The sequence below is a fragment of the Sporosarcina sp. G11-34 genome, assembly GCF_026931025.1.
Window position 1 is genome coordinate 276,172 of sequence record NZ_JAHNZW010000001.1, and the last position, 25,357, is coordinate 301,528.

Below are 25,357 nucleotides of genomic sequence, written 5' to 3' on the forward strand. Positions count from 1 at the left end.
CAAAAACAGGCCCTGCATCAGACTTTGCTGTTAGTAATTATTCAGTATAAACATGTATAACATCATCCACAGTAATGAGCGTATCAATTGCAGGCACCTGATATTTCACTTTTTTACCGGAGCCGTGCCATTCTATGCGGTACGTATATAATTGGGTGCCGATTTTCTCCCTCGTCATCCCTCTCAAATCTGGTACACGATGGGTTAATGCATCTCCCCATCTGTATTCTTTTTCAAGTTGATTTTCTCTACTCGTGATCCCTATGAGTGGTGCGACTTCCTCGATGATTCGTCCGGCAATAGGAGCGGCAATGACTCCTCCGAATTGAACAGAATTACGGGGACTATCAATCGCAACATACACGAGTAGTTCTGGGTCATCCGCTGGCGCAAAACCAACGAATGAAACAATGTATTCCCCGTCTTTATAAGTACCATCGACAACCTTTTGCGCAGTCCCAGTTTTTCCTCCAACACGCAATCCGTCCGTAAACGCATTTCGACCTGAACCATTTGCAACGACTGATTCAAGTGACATTCGCACTTCTTTAGACGTCTCTTCGCTAATAACTCGACGCTGAAGCTCAGGTTCGAATGCCCGAAGTATCTTCCCATTAGCGTCGACGATTTCCTTAACGATATAAGGTTTAAACAGATTACCGCCATTTATTGCAGCTGCAACTGCTTGAACCTGTTGGATCGGGGTTACCGAAATCCCTTGCCCAAATGCTGTTGTCGCTTGTTCAACGGGGCCAAAAGCTGCTTCTGAAAAAAGGATTCCCTTGGATTCGCCCGCAATTCCAGATTCAGTTGACTGACCGAAACCAAAATCCCGTAAATACTTACTTAGCTTCTTACCACCTAATCGTTGACCTATCTCGACGAAACCAGGGTTGCATGAGTTCTCAACAACTTCTAAGAATGTTTGGGAACCATGCCCTTCTCTCTTCCAACATCGAAGGCGGGCATTCGCAACCATTGTATAGCCCGGGTCATAAAATTCATCTTTTTCAAGATCAATGACTTGCTCTTCTAATCCCGCCGCTAAAGTAATAATCTTGAATGTCGAACCTGGTTCGAACGTCATCCAAACGGGCAAGTTCCGATTATAAATGCTGGGATCCACATCTTGATAATCTGCTGGATGAAAAGTCGGAACAGAAGCAAGTGATAATAATTCGCCTGTTTTTGGATTCATTACAATGGCCAAGGCTTGTGTTGCTTCGTACTTTTCCATTGCCTGCAGTAACTCTCGCTCTACAATTTGTTGAATACGAATGTCAGTCGTAAGTTTAACCAACGCCCCTTTTTCCCCAGTTCTAAATCCATCGTCAACATGAGGGAGCGGGACTCCTTTGGCGTCAGTAAACAGACGAATTCGATCCCCAGTTCCTAGTAAATACTCATCATATGCATATTCGATTCCCGCTAATCCCTTACCATCGTAACCGGTAAACCCCAGCAATCTTGATAACAATTCATTGTTAGGATAATCCCTAACAAAGTCAACACCGGTATACAAACCGTCAATTTGCAGTTTGGAAATTTCTTCTGCTTGCTCTTCGGTAATATTCTTTCCCTCGGGAGCTATCTTTATCATATAGGTTTTCTTAGATAATTTCTCCTCAAGCGAAGCTGCGTCGGCATCTAATATTTTCGAAAGTGTTGATGCAACACCGCTTATGTCTTTATTTTGGGCAGGCATAAAATAAAGAGTTGGTGCCAACTTGTTACCTACGATAAGTTCATCGTTTCGATCTACAATACTACCCCGGACACCACCAAAAGGGATTTCAATATCCCAATTTTCCTCGGCGCGACTTTTAAAAAATTCATGTTTAATAATTTGCACATGAAATAATTTCAGAAGAACCATGGCTAACAATATCATAAAGAGAACGAATACTGCTTGCAACCTCTTTTTAGCTTGCAATTCAACTAGTTTTCTCAGCGCTGATACACCTCACATTTTCTATTAACCTATGAGGTAGTATTCAGCGCTATTCTTCAGCCGCCTATTATTTCATCTTCTTCTAGATTTTTTTCTTTTGGTTTGTGGATTTCAGACGGTGATTGTAAGTGAATCACAATAGGATTGTCAGAACCTGTGACCGTTCCCGGTGAAAGGCTCTGTTCAGTTACATACCCGTTTCCAGTAATTCTAATATCTAGCTCCGATAACAGTTTAAACGATAGCACCATTTTTTTCGACCATCCCTTAAAGTCTGGTAAAGTAGTTTCGCCCTTCGTTTTTAATAATACAACGGAACCCTTCGTTAGTTTAGTACCACTTTCTGGATATTGAAGTTCTATTGTCTTTCCATCACCAATGAGAGTGGGAACAAATCCATCTTTTTTTAGCTGATCCATTACATTAGTTGTTTTTCCACCTATAAAATCATCAAGGACTGTTGTTTCAACCACACTAGTATCTTCAGGAACAATATTCATATACTTCAAACTGTTTTCCGTAATAGATGTGAACAATTTTGCGACTGGATCCGATCCTACTTCACCAGGTTTCAAAGTGGGTTGTTGAACAAGTATATACGTAATCAGTTCTGGCTTTTCAGCCGGCGCCATGCCAATAAATGAATATAAGTGTTTTCCATTTCCCTTTAAATAGCCGCCTAATCCATTCGGTATTTGGGCCGTCCCAGTTTTACCACCGAGGGTATAACCGTTGAGTGCAAATCTTTGTCCCGTCCCTACTTCAGATGTCACAGTTGAAGCAAGTACTTCCCTCACCTGTTCTGCGGTTTCTTTTGATATTGGTTGCCCTTGTTCTTTTGGTCCATCATCTTTTATTATTTCATCGTTATTCGGGTTAGTAATCTTGTCAATTACATAGGGTCTCATCATAATCCCATCATTGGCAATCGCTGTCGCAGCTTGCACCATCTGTATGGGCGTTACGGTTGATCCCTGTCCATATGAGGTTGTCAATCTTTCAGCTGGAAATTGGTCTAAAATTATACCCTGAGCTTCATTCGGTAAATCTATTCCAGTTCGTTCTCCAAAACCAAATTTTCGAATGTACTTCAGAAATTCCTGGTCACCTAAACTCTCGAGTAAATAAGCCATTGATACGTTAGAAGAACGTTGGAAACCCTCTAGATAGGAAATCGTTCCCCAACCTGTTTTATTGTGATCTCGAATAGTTTTGTCGAATAGTGTATATTGTCCCGAATTAAAAGTTGCATTCGGCTCCCATTTATTCTCTTCAATCGCAGCGGCCAACGTAAACATTTTCAAAGTTGATCCAGGTTCAATCGTATTTTCAACTGCATCATTCAGCCAGTTTGAAGTCAATCCTTCACGTGTAGATGGATTGAATGCAGGACGTTGACTCATCGCTAAAATGGCACCCGTTTTCGGGTCAGCAACAATTGCCAACATTTTTTCAGGAGAATACTCCTTATCAACTTCGGCCATTGCATCTTCTACAAAGTTTTGGATTGTCTTATCTATTGTCAGTTGGATATCGTAACCATCTTCTGCCGGTACAACGGATTCTCTTGACTTAGGCAAAGAAAATCCCCATTTATCAGATGATGACTTTACACTTCCATCTTTCCCAGATAATTCTTTATCATATGTTGCTTCCAGCCCCATTTTTCCAACAGTCGAGACGACCTTATCCTTGCCCTCCTCCTCTAAAGCAAATCCTATTAAATAAGAGGCAAAAACACCGTTAGGATAAAATCTCTTTTTATATTCAATTAAATGGATACCGGGAATTTTTTCTTCCCTTAATGCAATAGCAGTTTCGTTATCTATACCGATTCCTGCCTTACCAAATTCAACTTGCTTTTTCTTTCCATCCTTAATATCTTCTTCAGTTCTTGTTAACCGATTGACCAATTCTTCTTCTTCAATTGAAATGTAGTTCGAGAGAATTTTCGCAGCTTTTTCCGGCTCATTCACATGCCGTGGAATCTTCGAGTTCTTACTTAATTCCTCATCCAATACCGCAACTAAACGGTAACTTAATGTATCAGATACAATTAGTTCACCATTACGATCCAATATTTTTCCCCGCTCAGCGGTCAAGATCGATTCCCTTGCGTATTTGGCTTCAGCCATTGCGGCAAGCTCTTGCCCTTTCGTTTCGCCAGTTATTTGGATGAAAACGATTCTTCCAAACAAAAGAAAAAAGAGCCCTCCGTAAACTACAAACATCAGAAAGGCTCCCCATTGGAATCGAAATTTTTTCTTCATCGTCCAGGCACAACCTTAACGTTGTTTTCGTTTAGATTTAACCCAAGTTTTTTAGCTTTCTCCCACACTTTCTCGTGGGTTGATTCTGATTTCATTTGGACAGTCAATTCTATGTTCTTTTTTGCAGTTTCATCAAGCTTGCTGCTGAGAGCTGATACTTCACGATTCAGATCGTTTAGCTCGCTTCCCGTATGTAGGATCGTCGATGCGAAGAGTACAAGGATTGAAGTTAGTAAGACGTACAAAAACTTTTCACCTGTCGTTACCCATTTTTTAGATTTTCGTATCTTCGCTTGCTTTTTTGGTTGTTCTGGAATTACTTGTTCCCTTATGTGTGTAGAAACCATTTGCCTCTGTTCTGCCGCCATTAGCTATCTTCCTCCTTTACTTTTTCAGCAATTCTTAATTTAGCTGATCTTGCTCGTTTATTTTCTTCTATTTCTTTTTCATTTGGAATGATTGGTTTTCTTGTAATAAGCTTTAAAATCGGTTCCAATCCTTCCGGAATAACTGGTAAGTTTCGTGGCAAATCAGGCAAAGAAGATGCTTCACGGAAAATCGCTTTGCATATGCGATCCTCTAATGAATGGAAAGTAATAACACTTATTCGTCCACCTATTTTCAGCAATGTTATTGCGTCGGTGAGCGAATCTTCCGCTGCACCTAACTCATCGTTCACAGCGATACGAATAGCCTGAAATACTCTTCTCGCGGGATGTCCACCCGTTCGCCTTGTTGCTGCTGGGATAGCTCCTTTTACAAGTTCTGCTAGTTCTGCAGTCGTCTCAATTGGTGACTCTTCACGAGCCGCTTCAATCTTTCGTGCAATTCCTTTCGAAAACTTTTCTTCCCCGTAACGGAAAAAGATTCGAACGAGATCTGCATAAGACCATTCGTTTACAACGTTATACGCTGATAATTTTGCATCTATATCCATTCGCATGTCTAGGGGGGCGTCGTGATTATAACTAAATCCACGCTCTGGTGTATCTAATTGCGGAGATGATACGCCTAGATCATACAAAATGCCATCTACAGAGGTTATCCCAATTTTCTTTAGTTCTTCTTTCAAATATCTAAAATTTGCATGGATGAACGTAACTTGCGGTAAATAGTCTTTTAAGCGCTCTTTTGCAACCTCAATAGCAGTGGCGTCTTGATCAAAACAAATTAGGCGACCTTTTCCTGTTAGTTTCTTTACAATTTCCATGCTGTGCCCTGCTCCACCAAGTGTGCAGTCTACATATATGCCGTCTTCTTTTATATTTAAGCCATCGACGGCTTCTTCGAGCAATACCGTAGTATGATTGAACATTCGAGTCCGCCTACTTCCTTTTAATGTAATAAGTCTAAGTTTAAAAATCAAAATCAATAATGTTCTCTGCAATATCGTTGAACGATTCCTCGGATTGCTCGTAATAGTCTTCCCATAGTGGTTTCGACCAAATCTCGATGCGACCTGAGACACCAATTACCACACAATCCTTTTCAACTTTTGCATATTGTCGTAAGGATGCTGGAATATTAATGCGACCCTGCTTGTCCAACTCAACTTCTGTTGCTCCCGAAAAGAAGAATCGGGTAAAGGCACGCGCATCTTTCTTCGTAACAGGCAAAGCTCTAAGCTTCTCCTCAAGAATTTTCCATTCATCCATAGGGTAGCCGAAGAGACAGTTATCTAGGCCACGAGTCAATACAAAATTAGCACCCAGATGTTCCCTAAATTTCGAAGGAACAATCAGACGACCTTTTACATCGATAGTATGCTGATATTCTCCCATGAACATACTCTTCACCCCACTATATAAAATAAATGTACCACATCCCCCCACATTCCTCCACCACTAATCTGAAATTCTTTACATTTACGCTAAAAATGCATAAATAGTACTTGTTTCATTGAGATAAATAGATTTCTTCTTCAGTCTCATAGTCCCTGTAACCATGTAGGAGTTGTTTTCAGCCAAAGTGAAAAAACGAGGGCATTCTATTTATTATGGAGTAGAAAAATTCACGATTTAGTCATAAATACAAAAAAATGTCACTCCTCCTAATTAGGGGAAGTGACATTTTTAAAGTTCCAGTTAATTAATTATAAGTAAACTACTTTATGAGTGCCATCCATTTCAAATGGTAAACGAAGTAGATCTTGAATAAGTGTCGGACCATAACTATTCAAATGAACATAAGGCGTATAAACCCTTTCTTGTAAACCACCATTCGGTAGTAGTTCAGTTTCTATACTATCGTACATTCGAACAGCCACCTCATGTTTAACAAGCTGAGCATCTTCTGACTTTTCTTTTATATATTTAAATTGTGATGTATGAAACTGCAGATTCCTTTGCAATAATTCAAGCATCATTGTTTCTTCTTCTCCGAAGAGCTGACTCATTTTTTCATATTCCGCAGTTAGTTTTTTCTCAACCTCATTGACAGCCTCTTCAAAACGGCCATCGCGTAAACCTTCTATAAATTCATGGCGGGCTACTGCAACTTCTCCGTTCATAACATCTTCTATTTCGAATGACTTTTCTGCTAACGCTGTTTGTGCTTTTCTTGATACGAGTGTTAAGGACAATCTCGGTACAATAACCGGCATCTTTATACCTAGTGTATGAAACGCTTCTTTTAAAACAGCCCAATAAGTTATTTCTCCCGGTCCACCTACAAATGCGAGGACTGGTAATACTAAGTCTTGCATCAAGGGCCGAGTCGAAACATTATTGCTCAGAAGTGCCGGTGTCTTTTTTGCAATCTCTAGCATTTCTTCCTCAGAAAAACGAAGTCCTGCACTATCATTTACAAAATAGCCATTTCGACGTGTTAAAAGAGCACGTCCTGTTTCGTGAACGTAAAATAAGTGTGATGCGTCTTCTTGTACTTCAAGCGGCTTACCATAACCATCACGATCAAATTGTTGCTCCATCTCAAATATAGACCTGGCAATCGTTTCCGATTCATTAATAAGCATACAAAAATAATCACTTTCAAGTTCTCGTAGCGGTTTAAATGCCGAATCTATGAACAATAAACCTTCATCAGCAAACATGCCATTCATCAAGCTGACGAAAAAACCAGTAAAGGTGTTCTCCTTCTTAACTGTATCCAATACTTCGTTCAATAGCGTTTTGGTATATGCAGTTTCACCAAACTTGCTAAAAACCGAAGAAACGAACCTGCGCATTTCATCTTGATTAAACGTTGCATCAGATGCCATTAATTTCAAAATAAATTTATCTTGAATCTGCTCTTTCGTAACACGACCGTCCATTTCGGTGTAGACGTGATTGATTTCATTCAAATCATGATCCTCACCAGCGACCCAAAATACTGGAACGACTGGAATACCTAAAGCTTCACGCTGTTTTTTCGCAAGGAGAATAACCGTAATCGCTTTATGAACAGAATAAAGGGGACCTGTTAAAATCCCAGCTTGTTGACCCCCAATTACTGTCACTGCATTTTCGCCAAGCTCTTCGATATGCCGCTCCGCATTTTCAGATATACCGAAGGGCTTCATAAATTGACGAACTGTTTCTGCTACACCTTGTCGGTTAAAGGGCCGCTTTGAAAGCTCCTCCGCCCTTTTCGTAAAAGAGCTCTCTTTGTTTTCATAATCAAAATACCTATGTATAAAATCTAAATCATTATTATATGAGTGCATAACCATATTTTGTTCTGGCAATGCCAATGTGTTCAACTTCATCAGATAAACCCCTTTTTTAACTTCGTCACTTTTCAAAGTATATCATTTCAAGTTCTACGTTAGAAAAGAAACGCTTACTACCTAGGAATGAATTAGATAGCATACTCAATAATATTAATAACAACACCTGTAATTAATAAAATAATATAAGCCACCGCAAGGATTAGAAAATATAGCCGCCATACTTTTCGCAACAGTCGTATTATCCTTAATTCTTTGACGTTCATCTTTTCATAAATCGAATAAATAATCATAATAATGATCGCAATCAAGGCAAGATAAAACCCAACACCATCCCCAAATGTTGTTTTAGCTGTGATGTATACAGACAAAAACAAAAATGGTGTCGTCATATCTGCAGCGGGACCAAGTACAGAAGAAGGTGCGATTCCCCTACGCTTATAAATGACTAGTATAAGGAACGACCAAATAAACGGAAACAAAATGAAGATGCCAAACAGCACCGATAATATTGTGATCGTCATTGTTTTTTCGCTTTCTCTTCAATGGCATAAAGCATTTTTTCAAAAGTTGATAGTAATGGCATTTCCTTTTGGATCTCCCGCGCTTTTCTAATGACCGCCGTAACGATTGTTTCAATTTCCATAGGACGCCCAGCAGAACGATCAGACAGCATTGATGATTGGTTTTCCGCCGTTCTTTGACAAACTGCAGAAACGTCTTCCAAGGATAATTCAGTATGCATTTCTGGGAAAGCGTTCATCAATTCTTTATACAGCCTTTCGAACAAAACATAGCACGAATCGTTCGATAGTAACTCCCCATTTTTTACTTCCAAAATCGCTGTTAATGGATTAATCATACAATTAATAAGAACTTTCCTCATAAGAACAAACTCCGCATCCCCATGACGCGTGACTGGAAAACTTCTCGACCCGGCTTCTTCAATAATATTAAATTCATGCGCGCTTCCTCTACCTGCGCCAATCGTAAGCATCCCAATCCCATTATGGACAACAGTTCGGTCATCCGTTCTAAGTGCACCGTGTTCAACAGTTGCGAAAGCGAGATTGGGACTTTGAGTCGCATTCGCAAGCGCTACATGTCCAATTCCATTCTGAATGAACATTAACGATTCTTTCACTCCGGTCTCCTCTAGCTCAAGAAGTAGCCCTTTTACATTGGAATACTTAACAGCGATGATCCACAATCGATTTGCGGGTATTTCTGTAATATCTGTGGTCGCATTGACGCGAAAAACACTTTCTGTCCCGTTTTCATTTATTCGACGAATTCCATCACTCGCTAATAGAGTTGCTTGCTCCTCCCTCCGAACAAACATTGTCACTTCAATTCCAGATTCAGCTAAAAAAGAGCCAAGTAGTAATCCGACTGAACCGGCTCCAGCAATTACGACACCCATTTGAACAACTCTCCTTTCAAATCAATTATACCAAGATTCGAACCCTGGCTGAATGAAGTAAAATAAGCCCGCACAGTTGCTTGCGGGCTTATTTATTACTATTTGATTTTTATTATACAGGATAAACTGGATGTTTGCGCGGTGGCTGCGGTACTTCTTTCGTACTGTACAGTCTAAAACGGTCCGCGAGCACGTCTCTTAAGTCAGAGGGTGCAATAATTTCGTCTATGATAAGTTCTGACGCCATTTTATAAATATCGATTTCCTCTGTGTACTCTCTGTGTTTTTCCTGGACAAAAGCAAGCCGTTCTTTCGGATCTTCGATTGATTCAATTTTATTTGAATAGACAGCGTTAACAGCCGCCTCTGGTCCCATTACAGCAATTTGTGCAGTTGGTAGCGCAATGCAAACATCTGGTTCAAATGCCGGTCCTGCCATTGCATAAAGGCCCGCACCATATGCCTTACGTACAATGACCGAAATTTTAGGTACCGTAGCTGAACTCATCGCCATAATTAGCTTTGCACCATGGCGAATAATACCTGCGCGTTCAACGCTTGTTCCAATCATGAAGCCCGGAACATCAGCCAGGAAAAGTAACGGGATAGAAAATGCATCACATAAATTGATGAATTTCGTCGCCTTATCTGCCGAATCAACAAACAACACGCCGCCTTTTACTTTTGGTTGGTTTGCAATAATCCCAACAGGCTGACCTTCGATTCGTGCAAGACCCGTAATAATTTCAGGAGCAAATAACTTTTTAACATCAAAGTAACTTCCCTCGTCAACTAAGACATCGATTGCTTCATACATATCGAACGGTGCATTTTGATTTTCAGGAATAATTGCTTCAAGCGTACGTCCAGCCTTCGCTTTGACCGACTCTTTCAAGATTGGTTTCTCTGTAAAATTAGCCGGGAAAAATTCAAGGTATCGACGCGCTTCCACGATTGCCTCTTCCTCATTTGCGGCAAGTACGTCTCCACAGCCACTTACTGAACAGTGCATACGCGCGCCACCCATTTGTTCAAGCGTCACTTTTTCTCCGATTACTTTTTCAGCCATTCGGGGTGACCCTAAATACATCGAAGCATTGCCATCCACCATAATTAGTAAGTCACAAAACGCCGGAATATATGCGCCTCCTGCAGCAGAAGGTCCAAACAAAATACAAATTTGTGGAATAAAGCCAGATAACCTTACTTGGTTATGGAATATCTTTCCTGCACCGCGGCGGTTCGGGAACATATCAAGCTGATCGGTAATACGCGCACCCGCAGAATCTACCAAATAAATGATTGGCACTCGATTTTTCTCCGCTACTTCTTGAATTCTAATAATCTTTTCAACTGTACGAGCACCCCACGAACCCGCTTTAACAGTCGAATCATTCGCCATGACACAAACAGTTTGACCGTTTACTTTTCCCATTGCCGTAACGACGCCATCCGCGGGAAGATCCCCCGCCTCGTAGTTTGCAAAGCGTCCGTCTTCTGTATACTTTCCGTCATCAAACAGTAGTTCCAGTCGGTCTCTGACGAACATTTTATTTTGCTCTTTTAATCGTTCATGATACTTTTCCTGTCCCCCGGCAAATATCTCTTTAAGCTTTTCATCTAATTTTTCGTTGTACTCAACTTTTTCTACCATTCCAATCCCCCTTATTGATTAAAACGTGACAAATCATTTATTCTGCAAGTGTAACTAGAAGGTCGTGTTCGTTAACGAAATCGCCAACCTGGACATTAATAGTGGCTACTCTCCCTGCAGTTTCTGACTCAATTGGAATCTCCATTTTCATTGATTCAAGAACAAGGACGACTTGTCCAGCCGCCACCTCTTCGCCTTCTTTAACATTTACTGTAAATACCGTACCCGCCATCGTTGATTTGATTTGTGTCATTTTATTTTTCCTCCTTTTGTTATTTCTGCCAATTCTTCAAGAATGGCTGTTGTATAAGCCCCCGAACGAAACTTTTCTTCGTTCAAAACCTCAGTAAATAAAGGTATATTCGTCTTCAAACCTTCAATTTCTATTGTCGTGAAAAATTCTTTTGCTTTTTCAATTGCTTCACCCCTGGTATCTGCATGAACAATTACTTTTGAAATTAAGGGATCATAGAAGGGTGTAACCTTTCCATTTTCAGCGTATCCACTATCAATACGAACACCAGTCGCTTCCCCAAAATCGAGTTTCGTGATTGTTCCTGGTGAAGGCATAAACGTGTTCGGATCTTCTGCGTATACTCGGAATTCGAGCGCATGTCCATCGACTTTTATATTTTCTTGATTGGTCTCTGGAAGCTCGTTCCCTTTAGCTACTTCAATTTGCCATTCCACAAGGTCATAACCAGTCACTTCTTCCGTTACCGGATGTTCGACTTGAAGCCTTGTGTTCATTTCAAGGAAATAAATATCATCGTTTTCGTCAACTATAAATTCGACGGTTCCAGCATTTTTGTAATTGACTGCCTTCGCAGCATCAACCGCTGCCTTATATAAACGTTCGCGCGTTGATTCAGGAAGCATTGGCGATGGCGACTCTTCAATTACCTTTTGGTTGCGGCGCTGCACAGAGCAATTTCGTTCAAATAAATGAACGATATTACCATGATCATCACCAAAAACCTGAACTTCAATATGCCGCGCATTTGTAATGAATTTTTCTATAAATACATTGTCATTGCCAAAGTACATTTTTGCTCGATTTTTCACCGTTTCAAACTGCTGACTGAGCGCTTGCTCACTTTCGCAGCGCACCATGCCCACTCCGCCTCCGCCTGCACTCGCCTTCAACATAATCGGATAGCCAATGTCAGTTGCGACAAGGATTGCCTCTTCCAAGGTCCCAATACCATCGTCGGTTCCTGGAACAACGGGAACTGATGCAGCTTCCATTGTCCGCCGCGAAACAATTTTATCACCCATTTTCGCAATCGTTTCAGCATCCGGACCGATATACTTAATGCCCGCCTCTTGTACAAGCTCTGCAAAATCAGCATTTTCGGATAGTAATCCGTAACCCGGATGAATGCCATCTACACCTTCACGAACCGCAATTGCAAGAATTTCTTTCCCTTTTAAATACGATTGTTGGACTGGCGGTGGCCCTATTAAGAAAGCCTTGTCCGCTGCTTCTACAAATGGCATGTCCGCATCAGCTTCTGAATATACAGCAATTGTCTCAATACCTAGACGTTTGCATGTATTTATGACTCTACTTGCAATTTCCCCACGATTTGCAATTAGTATCCTCTTCATATTTTAATCCCCCAAACTTTATGAAAGTGAACTTTCCCATTCCTTATTAGTTTATACGATAAGTGTAAGCGTTTTCAACCTTTGTCTGAAATAAATCTACTTTCTTTAATTAATTCAAACCTAAAAGTTTATTTATTGCCAGCTAGGAACCGCTCTACTGCCTCGTGATGCGCTTCACTTTCCCATAAAATAGAACATTGTCGTGCCTCTTCTATCATTCGATCTTTTATAAAGTCTGCCGTCCATTTCCGCACGGCGATTGTTTTATACGCTTTATGAACAGATGGCTGAACCGCCAACATTTTCTCTAAAAATTGTGAAAGGCCTTCTTCAGCGGACCCCTCATAAATTTCAGTAGCCCACCCCATCTCCAACATTTCATTAGCCGTATGTATCTTTGCTTCAGATAATAACCGAAACACCCGGTCATGCTTTCCATCTTTTTCAAATAACAAAGTAGCTCCGCCCCACCCCGTGGTAATTGCAAGCGTCCCTTGGATAAACCCAGCCCTTGCCTTGTTAGAAACAACACGATAATCACAAGCCATTGCAAGCTCACAGCCACCTCCAACAGCCGTCCCATTGACCAATGCAACTGTAGGTATTGTTAGTGTCGCGAGACGGTGGAGAAGGCCTGCCATGCGACTTAGCATCGGAAATGATTCTTCGGCGGTTCTAAGACTATGATATTCAGATAGATCGCCTCCAGAACAAAAAGCCTGCTCTCCCGTTCCCGTGATAATAGCGAATGAGACAGATGCGTCATCTTCAATTTGATTTATAAATGATTCAAGCCCGTTCACCACTTCTGTGTTTACCGCATTCCTCATTTCTGGGCGGTCAATTGTAAACGTAGCAATACTCTTTTCGACTTTAATTAAATACGACAATAATATTCCTCCTTTGATTTGCTTATCTGTAAGTATAACCATAATCGATAGAAATTTAAAATAGAAAAAAGGCTGCCGGGGACCATGGTCCCCCGGCAGCCTATCTATGTAAGCAAATCTAAATTATTCGCTTACGATTTCTTTTCCTTTGTAGTGTCCGCATGATTTACAAATGCGGTGTGCTAATTTTACCTCGGCACAGTTATCACATGTAGTCATTCCTGGTACTTGTAATTTAAAATGTGTGCGACGTTTTTTTGTTACTGTTTTAGATGTTCTTCTTTTTGGTACAGCCATATCAGGGGCACCTCCTTAAACGAATTACTTATTCGTCTTTCTTATCGAAAAAGTTTGCCAAGCCGGCAAGCCTCGGATCCACTCTAGGTTCTTCTTGTTGGAGCCGAGCATTGTACGTCTCTTCTGTCGCGAATGACCAATCCTTACCTTCAGCCTCATTCATTTTTTTAGATTCTTCACTAAAAACCTGAAGTGGCAATTCGAGGAGGACGAGCTCCTCGAAGACGGGGGTAAGTTCGACAAAGTCTCCAGTAACTGGATGAACTTCATCATCTGCCGCAAGTACAATCTCATCCCAACTGAATCGTTCCACAGATTCAATCACAAATGGATATGCGACATCTTCCCACGTTCGGGCACAGGGTAGTGTCATCGTTCCTTCGAGCCGGAATCGGCAGACGAGTTTACTCGAGCCGATTGTACAACTTCCGGTTACATGCATAGGCGCGATATCCCGAATTTCCGGGTTCCGTTTTTTTACGGAATCAAGGTTAACCATTTCGTCAAATGGCATGTCCCCTTGCCTGTATCTCTGCAATTGATTAATAGACCATTTCATCTCGATCACCTCAAGACAACATTCTTAATTATATAATGGGATAAAAGAGATGTCAAGATATTTTCTTGTCACCCTATCGTTCCCACAGGTATAATAGTATACATTGTAGCAAAGGAGTGACAGCTTTGAAAGCGACAGGAATCGTAGTTGAATATAATCCTTTTCATAACGGACACAAATTCCACGCTGAAGAGGCGCGGAGTCAAGCAAATGCTGATGTTGTGATTGCCGTCATGAGCGGAAACTTTCTTCAAAGAGGAGAGCCTGCATTCGTCGATAAGTGGGCGAGAACTAAAATGGCACTTCAAAATGGAGTCGATTTAGTAATTGAGCTTCCCTATGCATTCGCAACTTCCCATGCTCCCGTATTTGCCGAAGGTGCCATCCAAATCTTGGACGCCGCACATTGCCAATCTTTTTGTTTCGGCAGCGAGGATGGAGATATTAGCTCATTTGAAAATAGCCTGGAACTTATTAAAAGATCAGGCAACGAATATGAACAAACAATCAAGAATGCCGTAGCTCTTGGAATGAGCTATCCAAAAGCGTTAAACGAAGCCTATAATTTAGCGGTTGAATCGACTGATACAAAACTACCTATTGCAGATTTAACGAAACCAAATAACATATTAGGCTTTCACTATATACAAACAGCCAACGACATTTCATCTTCTATGAAAGCCATCACAATTCCACGAATCGGTGCGGGTTATCATGAAGATACGAAAAAAGGTCAACCAATTGCAAGCGCGACAGGAATTCGAAAATCTTTTTTTGAAACTCTAGATGTCGATTCAATCCGTAATTTTTATCCAAAATCAACGCACAAAAGCTTAACGGCATGGCAAGAAAACCAACCATCTTTTGGGAATTGGACAACCTTCTACCCGTTTCTACGATTTACAATCCTCCGGGACGGCCCGGGACGCCTTGCTCAAATTGCGGATATAAAAGAAGGGATTGAAAATCTGTTCTATCGCGCCGCCACTAAGAATGAAACTTTCGAAGGGTTCATGAAGGACGTAAAATCAAAACGCTATACGTGGACTAGAATTCAACGAATGCTGACACATATCTTTAATGGATATACGTATGAAATGCGTAACGAAATCAAGTCTCCTAGTTACTTACGATTATTGGGGATGACGCAAAATGGAAGACTTTATCTCAATCAAAATAAAAAAGACTTCAAGCTTCCACTCGTCAGCAAAGCCGCAGCCTTTTCCGATCCATCAATGACGATGGATATCCACGCGGCAAATATGTATGCTCTTGGAATTGCCAAAGGTGCCGATAGATCTTCCGTGGGTTCGGATTATACGACTCATCCAATTTTTGTGAAGTAAGAATTCCAAACAATCCACGATCACCAGTGGATTGTTTGGTTTGCTTGCACTCATGGGAAATTTGCTTGCGCTCAAAAATATTTGCTTGCAAGTGAGGACTTTAGAACTGTGGATTTCGGTCAAAATGTAGCACAATAATGGTCTAAGGTAAAAAAATCGTTGAATAGGTGATCCCCTTTTAAAGGGTGCCCATTCAACGATTTTTTATATTGCATTAATCTTCTTTCATCATTTTTTAAAAAACTTATTTTTTCAGTTCAAGATTATCTAAATAGTCGAGTGCATCGTCAATCGTTTTGACCGGAACGACCTTCATTTCGGTTCCAATTTGTTCGGCCATTTTTTTCGCTTCCTCATAATTCGTTAGCAAATCAGGATTTTTCACCAATACCTCTTCTGGCAAATCATCATCCGGCGCAAAGAATATCTCCATACCGTCTTTTGATGCGGCGATTACTTTAAAGTCAGCGCCGCCAATCCTTCCGATTGTTCCATCTTCCAGTATTTCACCGGTACCTGCAATGTTATAACCTTTTGTAATATCATCATCTATCAATCGGTTCATAATTTCCAAAGTAAACATGAAACCCGCGGATGGACCACCAATATTCGATGTATGCATAATAACCTCAGGATCAGTCGTCAGTATACGATCTTCTTCAAAACCAATACCAAGTCCGACACGACCATCGCCCCCGGGTATTTCTGCCAACGTTACTGTCACGTCAAGTTGTTTTTTATCCCTTTCCAAAGTCAGTACGACCTCATCACCTAGTTTTTTCTGTGAGATGATTTCGACAAAAGCTCCCGACTCCTCTAATTCGTCACCATCAATAAAACGAATTTTATCTCCCGCTTCCAACAAACCGTCAGAAGCACCTCCGTTCAAGACACTCATGACGAAGACGCCATCAAACTCGATATCAACTGGCTGTCCGTTTTTTTCAAATGCGACTGTAATGGCATTAAATTGTGAATCTGACATAAGTTTTGATTGACGCACATTATATTCATTATCATCTTCGCCAGTTCTTCTCACACTCGTGGCCGGTAGAACCTTCCTCTTATCAGAGAACTGCGAATAAACGTATGAAGCAACAGTAGCTTTCGACAGTGAAATCGTCATTAAACTAAATGTTCCTATGTCGTCTTCATCCCCGCCAATCACTTCAACTAGGGGGGCGAGGTCATAAGCGCCTCCAGGTTTGGATATATATATATCCATTGGGTACACAAATAGAGCGGCGATTATGATAAACATGATGGCAAATGAACCAATTCTTTTCATTCTCATTTTATGCACCTCCATTTGATTAATAGCCTGTACTGTTTTGACATATAAAGTAGTGTAGCAATAAAAATATAAATTGTATGATTTCATATGCTTAATATTGAGGGGAGCGAAGTGCATGCCTAGCAATGAACAAAAGTATGTCTTAGACAAATGATTAACATCCTCATGATTTGGGCGCTAATTATACTATTCATCTTACAACCTGGTGTTGCACATGACGGAGCTGAAAATGGTGCACGACTCTTTATGCATGCGTTGCTTCCCTACCTATTACCTTATATTATTTTAACTCAATGGTTGCTAAAGATGCCCACTCCCATAAAAAAAACAGCACCGTGGAAGCGATTTATAAAGGCGTATGTTCTCGGATCTTTTGGAGGATTTCCAGTTGGGGCAGTTACCGTCTCTGAAATGACAAAGAACGTGGAGATAAATCGAAAACAAGGCGGGCTACTCTTAGCAGCCTGTCACGCCCCTGGTCCTATGTTCGTCATTGGTTTTGTCGGAACGGAACTATTCGACAATAATAGTATGGGCTGGAAGTTATTACTAGCGATTCACATTGCAAATATATTATTTTTTTTCATAACACTATTTTTCTTAAAGGTAAACAATGATATAGAGAGCACTCATTCACCTATAAAAAAACAACAGAGTTCCATGCCTCTGCTGGATGCAATAAAAGAAAGTTCAAACATAATCATACTTGTTGCTACAACTGTAATTTTCTTCTCTTCTCTTGGCATCGTCTTGGCTACTATCATCGCCTCAACCTTTTCAGTAGACACCGGAATTGTTGAAACAATCACGTTAGCTATATTCGAGATGACAACGGGTGTTCAATCAGCAACCGACCATTTTAGCGGATTAGCCATATACCCTCTTCTCATCGCAGCCATTATTTCAATGAACGGGTTAAGTATCCACATTCAAGTTGCAGTCATTGCGAAGTCCGCCCAGCTATCATTGCGCCCATATGTCCTCGGTAGGTTATGGAGCATTTTCCTCGTCCCTTTTATCTTTTACTTACTACTATAACGAGGATCATTACATGATTGGCTAAGTCATCATTAGGACGATTTTCACTTATAATCAATCCAGGTGATAAATTAAAAAGGCTATCATGAACACTTCTCAGTGATAGCCCTTCGCCGATTATTATTTTTCGAACTTTTTGCTTAAGGCAACTTCCACTTGTTTCGGAACGAGTTCTGAAATATTACCGCCGTACTTTGCAACTTCCTTTACGATGCTTGAACTAAGAAATGAGTACTGATTATTCGTCATGATGAAGAAGGTTTCAATGCTCTCATCAAGTACCCGGTTCATGGAAGTGATTTGCATTTCGTATTCAAAGTCAGAAACTGCCCGAAGCCCACGAATCACCGCCGTTGCTCCAACACTTTTCGCATAGTCAATCATCAATCCGGCGGACGTCTCCACCTTCACATTGGGAATCGACGCAGTCACTTCCTCAATTAAAGCCATCCGCTCCTCAACAGAAAAAAGTGAATTCTTGGCAGAGTTATTCATTATGACAACATTCACTTCACCAAAAACTTTTGCCCCCCGTTTAATAATATCAAGATGACCATTTGTTATAGGATCGAAACTCCCAGGAACAACTGCTAGTTTAGACATTAGTAAAGCCCCATTTCTCGTAAATTGATATCGCAACATTCCCATAAGACGTGCAGTTACTCTTTTGAAATAAACCATATGCTTCAGGCAACTCAGTTTTTTTATCATGTTCACATACGATAACCGCTCTGTCTGTGAGACACCCATCATCAACAAACTTCTGCGCAAGATTATAAAACTTAGCTTCCGCGTATGGTGGATCCAGAAACAATAAATCAATTTTCTTGGCGTGCTTTTGCATGACTTTTAATGCTTGCTGCGCATCAACTTGTAGAATATGTACTACTTCATCATAATGGCATTTTTCAGCGTTTGAACGGATGACGTCACAAGCTTTTCTATTTTTTTCAAAAACAAACGCCTCATCCGCTCCACGTGAAAGCGCCTCAAGCGAAAGCGCTCCACTACCGCCAAACAATTCAACAACAATCCCACCATCAAAATAAGGACCAATCCGATTAAATAGGGACTCTTTCACCATATCTGACGTTGGGCGCGTGTCCAGGCCTTTCAACGACTTTAGGTGCAATCCTTTTCTTTCACCCGCAATAATCCTCAATTCATTGCATCCCCTTCCGCAAATGTTGCAATCGGTACAATATCAATTTCTTCTGTCGTCTTTTTTCAACTACAAAACATGTATAAATAGTGCTTCGGAAAAATAAATTTCATTGACATTTACTAACAAGATTATTTTTACATAATACCTTTGATTAAACATGATATAATTGGTTTGTATTCGATATAATTATATGATGGCGGCCGAAAGAATTGTTGATGAAAGTTTTGGTTATATAATACTCATTAAAGCCCTGCCTTATAATCATATTCCTTCGCCTTATCCCTTTTTGCATTTTCGTATGTTGTTTTAACAAATGGACGATAAGAAGGCAATACTTTCTTTACCGTAGGTAATTGTTCTACTTTTTTTATGACAGACTCGACGTCCTCCTGATTACAATAGAGGACAACATATTTCATCTTTCTAGATATATAATGGACATGCCCGTATTTCCGGAGCGATTTTGCTTGTCTTAAGTGATGAAGGTAAATGATTACACCTTGTCGATTGATCATCGCGTTCCCCTCTTTTCTAATCTCTACAATACCATATATCGGAAAAGAGCCGCAACCATCCATTGCTGACAAAGTAAGACTTTTATCATATAATCAGAACAAACTATATTTTAATTGAGGGGGTCTTGAATTTTGGGTAGAAAAACAAATATGGCCCTAACTGTTGGAATGGCGAGCGTAACCGCATGGGCTGCTTCAAAGGTCATTGCAAAACCCGTCCCACGTAAAGCTAAAAAAGCACTTGATTTTGATAATCCGGTCATTTTAGCGCATCGCGGCGGACTTTTGGAAGCCCCCGAAAATACATTAGCCGCATTCACGAAATCCGCTGAACTTGGCGTTCATGGCTTTGCAATAGACGTACGCTTAACGAAAGACGAAGAAATTCTAGTCTTCCATGACGAATACTTAGAAAGAACAACAGATTTCAATGGTAAAGTATCCGACTTTAATCTATCGGAGTTAAAGAAAGCCGATGCGGGTCATCAATTCACCAATGAATATGGTGAATTTACCTATCGGGGCAAGGGCGAAAAACTGATAACATTGCAGGAACTTCTAGACAGATTCCCGCATATGTTTGTTAGCATTAACATTAAAGAATCGCCTGAAACATATGAAGGTAGTCTTATTCCGTCAAAACTATGGAGACTAATCGAACTTTTAGGCGTTGAGGACCGGGTGGCCATAACAAGTCCTTATGGCGAGCAGACAGACCGCTTTAATTTATATGCACAAGATCGCATTGCTACCGGCGCAAGCTATGAGGAAGTAAAAAAATCTTTTGCTGCTTTCGCCAGTCAATTTGGGCATTTATATAACCCACGGGCCGATCTATTTCGCATTCCTGTAAAACTTGGTGTTTTCCCACTTGGCGGGGAAGGATTTATATCCTTTTTGTCAAAACTAAATGTTCACGTTTACTTTGTAAATGTGGACGATCACGACGCTATGATCACGCTTATTAACGCAGGTGCGGCAGGATTCATTACAAATAGTCCCTCACTTGCTATAAAAACTATCCAAGAATATATAAAAGAATAAAAAAACGACTTGTTCGCTGGCAATCAAAACCAGTAACAAGTCGTTTTTATTTTATAACGGCAGAAAGTAATCGTTTAAAGATGACTTTATAAGTGAAAATACGGCTCAGCAATCACCAAAGGTACCTTATGCTGAGCATGAGCAACTGCCGCCGGTTCCACAGCTACCACTACTACATGAGGAACTTGTAAAGAATGCGCTCCCAGCCGGAACTTTCACTGACTCCGAAACTGACAATGCAATAATCGAGCCTACTTCATCGAACAAATGCTGGACATCGTTTTCCGCAAGACGAAGCGCAGCAACCTTTTCATTCAGATCTAGCGCCCTTTTCTGCAATCGTATATCCTTCATTACTATATTATAATCCGGATGATACCGCCCGAATCGTTGAACTTCTTCATAACGCTCTTTCATCACTGTGAACTCTTTTATAGACTTCACAAGATGTTCATTCGAATAGACTGCTTCGCGGGCCTTATTATATTCCTCGACTAATTCCGAAGATAGCATGATTTTAGTAAGATCATCCGCTTTTTCGATGATGGTCACCCATTCGTCCGTCATCATAAATCCATCCTCCTTCACTCAAAACCATTATAACAGACTTCTGCGAGTCCGTGAATCCATGATTTCAACTTCTCTACACCTTATCCATTTTAGCCATTAATGCTTGGGTTGCAACTTTTTCATCTGAAAATGGGATAATTTCTGCCGCGATATGTTGGGTTTTCTCATGTCCCTTTCCTGCAATCAGTACAATGTCACCAACCCTAGCGCTGGCAATTGCTTTATTTATCGCTAGGTTTCTATCCGGCTCCGCTTGAACTGCTACACAACCCTCGCCAAATCCCTCCATGATATCTGCTATTATTGCAAGCGGATTTTCATTTCTTGGATTATCAGAGGTCACAATAACACCAGAGGAGTAAAGAACTGCAATTTCTCCCATTTCGGATCTTTTACCTTTGTCGCGTTCCCCTCCACACCCAAATACAGTAATCAATCGACCATTACTAGTAAGTGCCAACGAACACAATACAGCTTCCAAGGCATCCGGCGTATGCGCATAATCAATTACGACCATCACTCCTCCTAACAGAATTTGCTGCATTCTCCCTTCTGGTAATTGCAGCAATGGAGTATGTGGTAATATTTCAGCCAATGTATAGGATAAAGAACGCAGTGCACTTATTGCAGCGACCGCATTCATATGATTGTAAGCACCGGGAATTAGTAAATCTAGTTCCCCACTTTCTTCGTCCCACGCCATAAACGATTTATTTCCTTGAACGTCCAAACAGACATCCGAATCTGTATGCGTTCCAAAATAAAGAACAGGTCCTGAACTTGATTTCGCCATGTCCACACAGATATTATCATCCCGATTCACAATTACCTGTTTTGCTATTTTCAATAATTTTGTCTTTGCATTCACATAGGCTTGTTTTCCCCCATGCTCGTCGTAATGATCCGCACCGACATTTAACAGAATGCCTACATCAATTTCACAATGATCAAGACGAAAGGTCGATAATCCAAGCGAAGAAGCTTCTAATACGACATGAGTTACCCCTCTATCTAAACATTCCTTTAGCAATGGATGTAAAAACTCGGCTGGAAGGGTCGTCATTTGAGGAATATTATAACCAATACGAAGACCATCTATATAAATACCCATTGTCCCGATTACCGCAACTCGGACGCCCAGTCCTTTAAGTAATTGCCCGATGAAATGACTGACTGTTGTTTTACCATTCGTTCCTGTTACGCCAATAATCGTCATTTTTTCCGATGGATTACCAAAAAATACTGCACTCGCATGGGATAAAAAGTGCCGACAATCTGGCACTAGGATAACGGGTACACTCATTGGCACAGCTATATTTGACGGCTTCTCAATGACAATAGCTACCGCCCCAGCCTGAAGCGCTTCCTCGATATACAAGTCCCCGTCTTCTTTTTCCCCTTTTCTTGCAACAAAAATGAACCCTGGTTTTACATTAATTGAACTCTCCGTAATTCCTGTCACAGAAACCCTAAATCTATCCCCAGAAATCGTACATGGCCAGTCTTTCAATAGTTCTTGTAAAAGCAGCACTTGACTCCCCTTCCCGAACATTTTAAGTTTCATCGAATATATTGAGAACAACCTACTTTATCCTATGAAGAAGGTCTTTCAAATGTCACGAAGAAAGTTGGGACTCAAATGATTATTCAAAAGTTTGGTGGGGTCGCCATGCAAAACGAACAAATGCGAACGTATTGTATTAATCATATAAAAAAAGGAATTGAGCAATATGGGAAAATAGTCGTTGTTGTCTCCGCTATCGGTCGTTTTGGCGACCCATACGCAACTGACAGCCTCCTTAACCTGACAACGGCATTCACATCAGACAAAGCAGCAAGGGACCTTATCGCGTCGTGTGGCGAGCTTATCGCTGCATCTGTTCTTTCGGCAGAATTAACCCATTTAGGAATTCTTAATAAAGTTCTTCACGGTCAGCAAGCTGGTATATTAACTTCCGGTCAATTTGGGGATGCTTCAATTATCGACATAGACACAACGACAATTAGACACGTTTTAAATGACACTAACTGCGTCATTATTCCTGGTTTCCAAGGCATGGATCACTATGGTAACGTTATGACCCTCGGCAGAGGAGGCAGCGATTTGACAGCCGTCGCACTTGGGGAAGCACTCCAAGCTTCTCACGTAGAGTTTTTTAAAGATGTTCCTGGTGTTATGACCGGAGATCCTGCACTTGTAAGTAATTATCAAAAGTTGGATACGCTAACTTTCGACCAATTCCTTCAACTTCTACAATGCGATAAACCGATAATCCAATTGCGGGCTGCACTCCATGCAAAAAAAACAACGATGCCCCTTTATATTCGAGGCATCGCTAGTATTGAAACGGGTACATGGATTTCACCTTAGGACAGAATAAGACTAATTTCGCCTAATTTCTTCCTTAGTTAATTTCACCAAATCTTGCACATAATAATTGCCATAGGCTCCCGTCCCGATATGGGTGAAATCCTTATCTAAAAGTACTTTTCTGTGCGAGGGTGAATTTAGCCAGCCGTGAACTGCCTCAATCGCATCAACATAATCGAACGCTATATTTTCACCGGCCTTCTGGTGTTCAATGACCGCATTCTTTAACCGGTTTGAAAGTTTTTCTGACTCAGAAGATTCAGCTGCAATATAATTTTCTAATGCTAACTCCTTACTGTATTCACGTGCAAACAAGTTAAGCTTATAAGTCGTTTGCAACTCTGGCATACCGTGTCTTGCACGATATGTATTTGTTATTTCAAAAATTTGCCGTTCAGCGGTATGATTTACCTCCGATTGTTGAGTGGATGATAGCGGCTTGGAAACGAGTAAATCACCAGTATAAGTCATTTCGTATGGCTGATGCTGAACAAGTGTAGCCGGATCAATAAATCGAACAGCTTCCAATTCACCATCGATTTGGTCTATATATAGTTGCACGAACAATCCTTTAAAAACAATGAGGGGTCGTGTTTGTAAATCTTCATTATTTAATGAGAAAGTATAAAGGCTGTCAGCGACCTCTGCATTGATTTCAGACTCCACTATTGTAAAGCGATAAATATCGGTTATATTTTGCCCGATTTCAAATGGCGTGACATTTAAAGTAACATCGGTCGTATAAATCTGATTTACTATCCCTTCACTCGTCACGCTAGCCATAAATTTAAATTCTCCTAAGTAAACCCACCAATCATAACCGTAGCCTGACGGTTCTATACGTTCAGGCTTTCCCTTTGCCTTGATTAGGGCTTCTTTATCTTTACCAACGAAAGTAGATACGCCTTCCTCGGGGCGCGATGTTTGAGGCACTACTGATCCAACACCATTTTCAGGAACCGGAATTGCCGTACCTTGTTTAACAGAAGATTCTAAGGGCCTATTTTCCTTCACACTGGTTCCCGTAATATAAAAAACGCCTAGAACTAGGATAAGCAGGATAGCTACCTTTATTAAAACTCTCATTAATATCCCTGCTTTCAATTAAATTTATGTTGATTGATGAACAAAAAAGGGATTGATCGATCTTCTTTCTATACGCAAGACCCTATAATAAAGTTTTCAGTAAAGTCCTTTAAACATACTTACATTTTATGGACACAATGTTGTCATTGCAAGTATTGTGAAATTGTTCTATTATGGATATGTATAGAGACTTAGCTGGAAGACATTTAGAAGGAGGATTCGAAACATGTATTTTGAAAATACAGGCATTGAAGATATCGTTGCCGATTTATCAATACTTGATGATCTCATGTTAGATCACGACCTTGTTCGTGCAGGACAGTGGGATTATGAACGGGTTACATATGATAAAAAATATGTAATTAAAGAAGGTACATTCTACTTGCGAATTTTCGGTTACACAACTGATGGTGATGTGGATACTCGAAACGCAATTATGAACCTAAAAAAACCGGTCATTGGAAAACATTACTATCCATTTGGCGTTGAATACGGAGAAGACGAACATTTCCCAGACAGCCTTTTGAAGGACTGTAAGGCCACTTTAAAAGCAGTAAAAGAGGCGCTTCAGCCGTATAATATGAAAAAAGTATAATGGTACAT

At 40.6% G+C, this 25,357-nt stretch carries 26 protein-coding genes; 5 read left to right on the forward strand and 21 right to left on the reverse strand.

The features are described 5' to 3' along the window. Window positions 1-37 precede the first annotated feature (37 nt). The 14 genes from KSU66_RS01260 to KSU66_RS01325 form a co-directional block, all read right to left on the reverse strand. Complete coding sequence (locus KSU66_RS01260; RefSeq protein WP_269049761.1) at window positions 38-1,891, reverse strand: penicillin-binding transpeptidase domain-containing protein; 1,854 nt, start codon at window positions 1,889-1,891, stop codon at window positions 38-40. A gap of 116 nt (window positions 1,892-2,007) precedes the next feature. Next, window positions 2,008-4,221, reverse strand: coding sequence for a penicillin-binding protein (locus KSU66_RS01265; protein ID WP_269049590.1), 2,214 nt, complete (start codon window positions 4,219-4,221; stop codon window positions 2,008-2,010). Beyond that, window positions 4,218-4,589: a cell division protein FtsL gene (gene ftsL, locus KSU66_RS01270; protein WP_269049591.1), complete on the reverse strand. Its 372-nt coding sequence runs from the start codon at window positions 4,587-4,589 to the stop codon at window positions 4,218-4,220. The genes KSU66_RS01265 and ftsL overlap by 4 nt, the downstream gene beginning before the upstream one ends. Then, the gene (gene rsmH / locus KSU66_RS01275; RefSeq protein ID WP_269049592.1) at window positions 4,589-5,536 is read right to left on the reverse strand and encodes a 16S rRNA (cytosine(1402)-N(4))-methyltransferase RsmH; all 948 of its coding nucleotides are present in this window, start codon (window positions 5,534-5,536) and stop codon (window positions 4,589-4,591) included. The genes ftsL and rsmH overlap by 1 nt, the downstream gene beginning before the upstream one ends. Window positions 5,537-5,576: 40 nt before the next feature. Further along, complete coding sequence (gene mraZ, locus KSU66_RS01280; protein WP_269049762.1) at window positions 5,577-6,008, reverse strand: division/cell wall cluster transcriptional repressor MraZ; 432 nt, start codon at window positions 6,006-6,008, stop codon at window positions 5,577-5,579. Between the two features lie 305 nt (window positions 6,009-6,313). After that, the gene (gene bshC, locus KSU66_RS01285; protein ID WP_269049593.1) at window positions 6,314-7,930 is read right to left on the reverse strand and encodes a bacillithiol biosynthesis cysteine-adding enzyme BshC; all 1,617 of its coding nucleotides are present in this window, start codon (window positions 7,928-7,930) and stop codon (window positions 6,314-6,316) included. 92 nt (window positions 7,931-8,022) lie between these two features. After that, on the reverse strand, window positions 8,023-8,415 hold the full coding sequence (locus KSU66_RS01290; protein ID WP_269049594.1) for a DUF3397 family protein: 393 nt from the start codon (window positions 8,413-8,415) through the stop codon (window positions 8,023-8,025). After that, the gene (locus KSU66_RS01295; protein WP_269049595.1) at window positions 8,412-9,314 is read right to left on the reverse strand and encodes a ketopantoate reductase family protein; all 903 of its coding nucleotides are present in this window, start codon (window positions 9,312-9,314) and stop codon (window positions 8,412-8,414) included. The genes KSU66_RS01290 and KSU66_RS01295 overlap by 4 nt, the downstream gene beginning before the upstream one ends. Window positions 9,315-9,426: 112 nt before the next feature. After that, on the reverse strand, window positions 9,427-10,968 hold the full coding sequence (locus tag KSU66_RS01300; RefSeq protein WP_269049596.1) for an acyl-CoA carboxylase subunit beta: 1,542 nt from the start codon (window positions 10,966-10,968) through the stop codon (window positions 9,427-9,429). Window positions 10,969-11,005: 37 nt separating this feature from the next. Beyond that, window positions 11,006-11,221 (reverse strand): acetyl-CoA carboxylase biotin carboxyl carrier protein subunit, encoded by a 216-nt coding sequence (locus KSU66_RS01305; protein ID WP_269049597.1) that lies wholly within the window; start codon window positions 11,219-11,221, stop codon window positions 11,006-11,008. Continuing rightward, window positions 11,218-12,579, reverse strand: a complete 1,362-nt coding sequence (locus KSU66_RS01310) for an acetyl-CoA carboxylase biotin carboxylase subunit (RefSeq protein ID WP_269049598.1) — start codon at window positions 12,577-12,579, stop codon at window positions 11,218-11,220. Before KSU66_RS01310 ends, KSU66_RS01305 begins: the two co-directional genes overlap by 4 nt. 128 nt (window positions 12,580-12,707) lie before the next feature. Continuing rightward, window positions 12,708-13,469 carry an enoyl-CoA hydratase/isomerase family protein gene (locus tag KSU66_RS01315; protein WP_269049599.1) on the reverse strand — a complete coding sequence of 254 codons (762 nt, stop codon included), beginning with the start codon at window positions 13,467-13,469 and terminating at the stop codon, window positions 12,708-12,710. A 123-nt stretch (window positions 13,470-13,592) separates the two neighbouring features. Further along, a complete protein-coding gene (gene rpmF, locus KSU66_RS01320) occupies window positions 13,593-13,766 on the reverse strand; it encodes a 50S ribosomal protein L32 (protein WP_269049600.1) in 174 nt (57 codons plus the stop codon). A gap of 28 nt (window positions 13,767-13,794) precedes the next feature. After that, a complete protein-coding gene (locus tag KSU66_RS01325) occupies window positions 13,795-14,325 on the reverse strand; it encodes a YceD family protein (protein ID WP_269049601.1) in 531 nt (176 codons plus the stop codon). Between the two features lie 116 nt (window positions 14,326-14,441). On the opposite strand from KSU66_RS01325, the gene KSU66_RS01330 reads away from it, so the two are divergent. Further along, window positions 14,442-15,671 carry a nucleotidyltransferase gene (locus KSU66_RS01330; protein WP_329958753.1) on the forward strand — a complete coding sequence of 410 codons (1,230 nt, stop codon included), beginning with the start codon at window positions 14,442-14,444 and terminating at the stop codon, window positions 15,669-15,671. Window positions 15,672-15,915: 244 nt separating this feature from the next. On the opposite strand, the gene KSU66_RS01335 is transcribed toward KSU66_RS01330, so the two are convergent. Next, entirely contained in the window at window positions 15,916-16,965 is a 1,050-nt protein-coding gene (locus tag KSU66_RS01335) for a SepM family pheromone-processing serine protease (RefSeq protein WP_269049603.1), read from the reverse strand. Window positions 16,966-17,115: 150 nt separating this feature from the next. Between KSU66_RS01335 and KSU66_RS01340 the strand changes: the two genes are divergently transcribed. After that, window positions 17,116-18,003 carry a hypothetical protein gene (locus KSU66_RS01340; RefSeq protein WP_269049604.1) on the forward strand — a complete coding sequence of 296 codons (888 nt, stop codon included), beginning with the start codon at window positions 17,116-17,118 and terminating at the stop codon, window positions 18,001-18,003. A 120-nt stretch (window positions 18,004-18,123) separates the two neighbouring features. Here the strand turns inward: KSU66_RS01340 and coaD are convergent, their stop codons facing one another. From coaD to KSU66_RS01355, 3 genes are all read right to left on the reverse strand, one after another. Beyond that, window positions 18,124-18,606: a pantetheine-phosphate adenylyltransferase gene (gene coaD / locus KSU66_RS01345; protein WP_269049605.1), complete on the reverse strand. Its 483-nt coding sequence runs from the start codon at window positions 18,604-18,606 to the stop codon at window positions 18,124-18,126. Continuing rightward, entirely contained in the window at window positions 18,599-19,189 is a 591-nt protein-coding gene (rsmD, locus tag KSU66_RS01350; protein WP_269049763.1) for a 16S rRNA (guanine(966)-N(2))-methyltransferase RsmD, read from the reverse strand. Before rsmD ends, coaD begins: the two co-directional genes overlap by 8 nt. Before the next feature lie 221 nt (window positions 19,190-19,410). After that, window positions 19,411-19,683 carry a YlbG family protein gene (locus tag KSU66_RS01355; protein WP_269049764.1) on the reverse strand — a complete coding sequence of 91 codons (273 nt, stop codon included), beginning with the start codon at window positions 19,681-19,683 and terminating at the stop codon, window positions 19,411-19,413. A 132-nt stretch (window positions 19,684-19,815) separates the two neighbouring features. On the opposite strand from KSU66_RS01355, the gene KSU66_RS01360 reads away from it, so the two are divergent. Further along, a complete protein-coding gene (locus KSU66_RS01360) occupies window positions 19,816-20,727 on the forward strand; it encodes a glycerophosphodiester phosphodiesterase family protein (protein ID WP_269049606.1) in 912 nt (303 codons plus the stop codon). A gap of 126 nt (window positions 20,728-20,853) precedes the next feature. On the opposite strand, the gene KSU66_RS01365 is transcribed toward KSU66_RS01360, so the two are convergent. Together KSU66_RS01365 and KSU66_RS01370 are read right to left on the reverse strand one after the other, a co-directional pair. After that, a complete protein-coding gene (locus KSU66_RS01365) occupies window positions 20,854-21,297 on the reverse strand; it encodes a YlbF family regulator (RefSeq protein ID WP_269049607.1) in 444 nt (147 codons plus the stop codon). Between the two features lie 73 nt (window positions 21,298-21,370). Next, window positions 21,371-22,861: a UDP-N-acetylmuramoyl-L-alanyl-D-glutamate--2,6-diaminopimelate ligase gene (locus tag KSU66_RS01370; protein ID WP_269049608.1), complete on the reverse strand. Its 1,491-nt coding sequence runs from the start codon at window positions 22,859-22,861 to the stop codon at window positions 21,371-21,373. A 75-nt stretch (window positions 22,862-22,936) separates the two neighbouring features. Between KSU66_RS01370 and KSU66_RS01375 the strand changes: the two genes are divergently transcribed. Beyond that, window positions 22,937-23,668, forward strand: coding sequence for an amino acid kinase family protein (locus KSU66_RS01375; protein WP_269049609.1), 732 nt, complete (start codon window positions 22,937-22,939; stop codon window positions 23,666-23,668). A gap of 12 nt (window positions 23,669-23,680) precedes the next feature. On the opposite strand, the gene KSU66_RS01380 is transcribed toward KSU66_RS01375, so the two are convergent. After that, window positions 23,681-24,754, reverse strand: coding sequence for a CAP domain-containing protein (locus KSU66_RS01380; protein ID WP_269049610.1), 1,074 nt, complete (start codon window positions 24,752-24,754; stop codon window positions 23,681-23,683). Between the two features lie 226 nt (window positions 24,755-24,980). Here KSU66_RS01380 and KSU66_RS01385 point away from each other — a divergent pair, with 226 nt between their 5' ends. Continuing rightward, window positions 24,981-25,349: a YugN family protein gene (locus tag KSU66_RS01385; RefSeq protein ID WP_269049611.1), complete on the forward strand. Its 369-nt coding sequence runs from the start codon at window positions 24,981-24,983 to the stop codon at window positions 25,347-25,349. Window positions 25,350-25,357 lie beyond the last annotated feature (8 nt).

Coding starts and splice junctions, on each gene's coding strand:
- KSU66_RS01260 (WP_269049761.1), bottom strand. CDS start 1,891: ATGATATTGTTAGCCATGGTTCTTCTGAAATTATTTCATGTGCAAATT.
- KSU66_RS01265 (WP_269049590.1), bottom strand. CDS start 4,221: ATGAAGAAAAAATTTCGATTCCAATGGGGAGCCTTTCTGATGTTTGTA.
- ftsL (WP_269049591.1), bottom strand. CDS start 4,589: ATGGCGGCAGAACAGAGGCAAATGGTTTCTACACACATAAGGGAACAA.
- rsmH (WP_269049592.1), bottom strand. CDS start 5,536: ATGTTCAATCATACTACGGTATTGCTCGAAGAAGCCGTCGATGGCTTA.
- mraZ (WP_269049762.1), bottom strand. CDS start 6,008: ATGTTCATGGGAGAATATCAGCATACTATCGATGTAAAAGGTCGTCTG.
- bshC (WP_269049593.1), bottom strand. CDS start 7,930: ATGAAGTTGAACACATTGGCATTGCCAGAACAAAATATGGTTATGCAC.
- KSU66_RS01290 (WP_269049594.1), bottom strand. CDS start 8,415: ATGACGATCACAATATTATCGGTGCTGTTTGGCATCTTCATTTTGTTT.
- KSU66_RS01295 (WP_269049595.1), bottom strand. CDS start 9,314: ATGGGTGTCGTAATTGCTGGAGCCGGTTCAGTCGGATTACTACTTGGC.
- KSU66_RS01300 (WP_269049596.1), bottom strand. CDS start 10,968: ATGGTAGAAAAAGTTGAGTACAACGAAAAATTAGATGAAAAGCTTAAA.
- KSU66_RS01305 (WP_269049597.1), bottom strand. CDS start 11,221: ATGACACAAATCAAATCAACGATGGCGGGTACGGTATTTACAGTAAAT.
- KSU66_RS01310 (WP_269049598.1), bottom strand. CDS start 12,579: ATGAAGAGGATACTAATTGCAAATCGTGGGGAAATTGCAAGTAGAGTC.
- rpmF (WP_269049600.1), bottom strand. CDS start 13,766: ATGGCTGTACCAAAAAGAAGAACATCTAAAACAGTAACAAAAAAACGT.
- KSU66_RS01325 (WP_269049601.1), bottom strand. CDS start 14,325: ATGAAATGGTCTATTAATCAATTGCAGAGATACAGGCAAGGGGACATG.
- KSU66_RS01335 (WP_269049603.1), bottom strand. CDS start 16,965: ATGAGAATGAAAAGAATTGGTTCATTTGCCATCATGTTTATCATAATC.
- KSU66_RS01340 (WP_269049604.1), top strand. CDS start 17,116: ATGATTAACATCCTCATGATTTGGGCGCTAATTATACTATTCATCTTA.
- coaD (WP_269049605.1), bottom strand. CDS start 18,606: ATGTCTAAACTAGCAGTTGTTCCTGGGAGTTTCGATCCTATAACAAAT.
- KSU66_RS01355 (WP_269049764.1), bottom strand. CDS start 19,683: ATGATCAATCGACAAGGTGTAATCATTTACCTTCATCACTTAAGACAA.
- KSU66_RS01365 (WP_269049607.1), bottom strand. CDS start 21,297: ATGATGACGGACGAATGGGTGACCATCATCGAAAAAGCGGATGATCTT.
- KSU66_RS01370 (WP_269049608.1), bottom strand. CDS start 22,861: ATGAAACTTAAAATGTTCGGGAAGGGGAGTCAAGTGCTGCTTTTACAA.
- KSU66_RS01375 (WP_269049609.1), top strand. CDS start 22,937: ATGATTATTCAAAAGTTTGGTGGGGTCGCCATGCAAAACGAACAAATG.
- KSU66_RS01380 (WP_269049610.1), bottom strand. CDS start 24,754: ATGAGAGTTTTAATAAAGGTAGCTATCCTGCTTATCCTAGTTCTAGGC.
- KSU66_RS01385 (WP_269049611.1), top strand. CDS start 24,981: ATGTATTTTGAAAATACAGGCATTGAAGATATCGTTGCCGATTTATCA.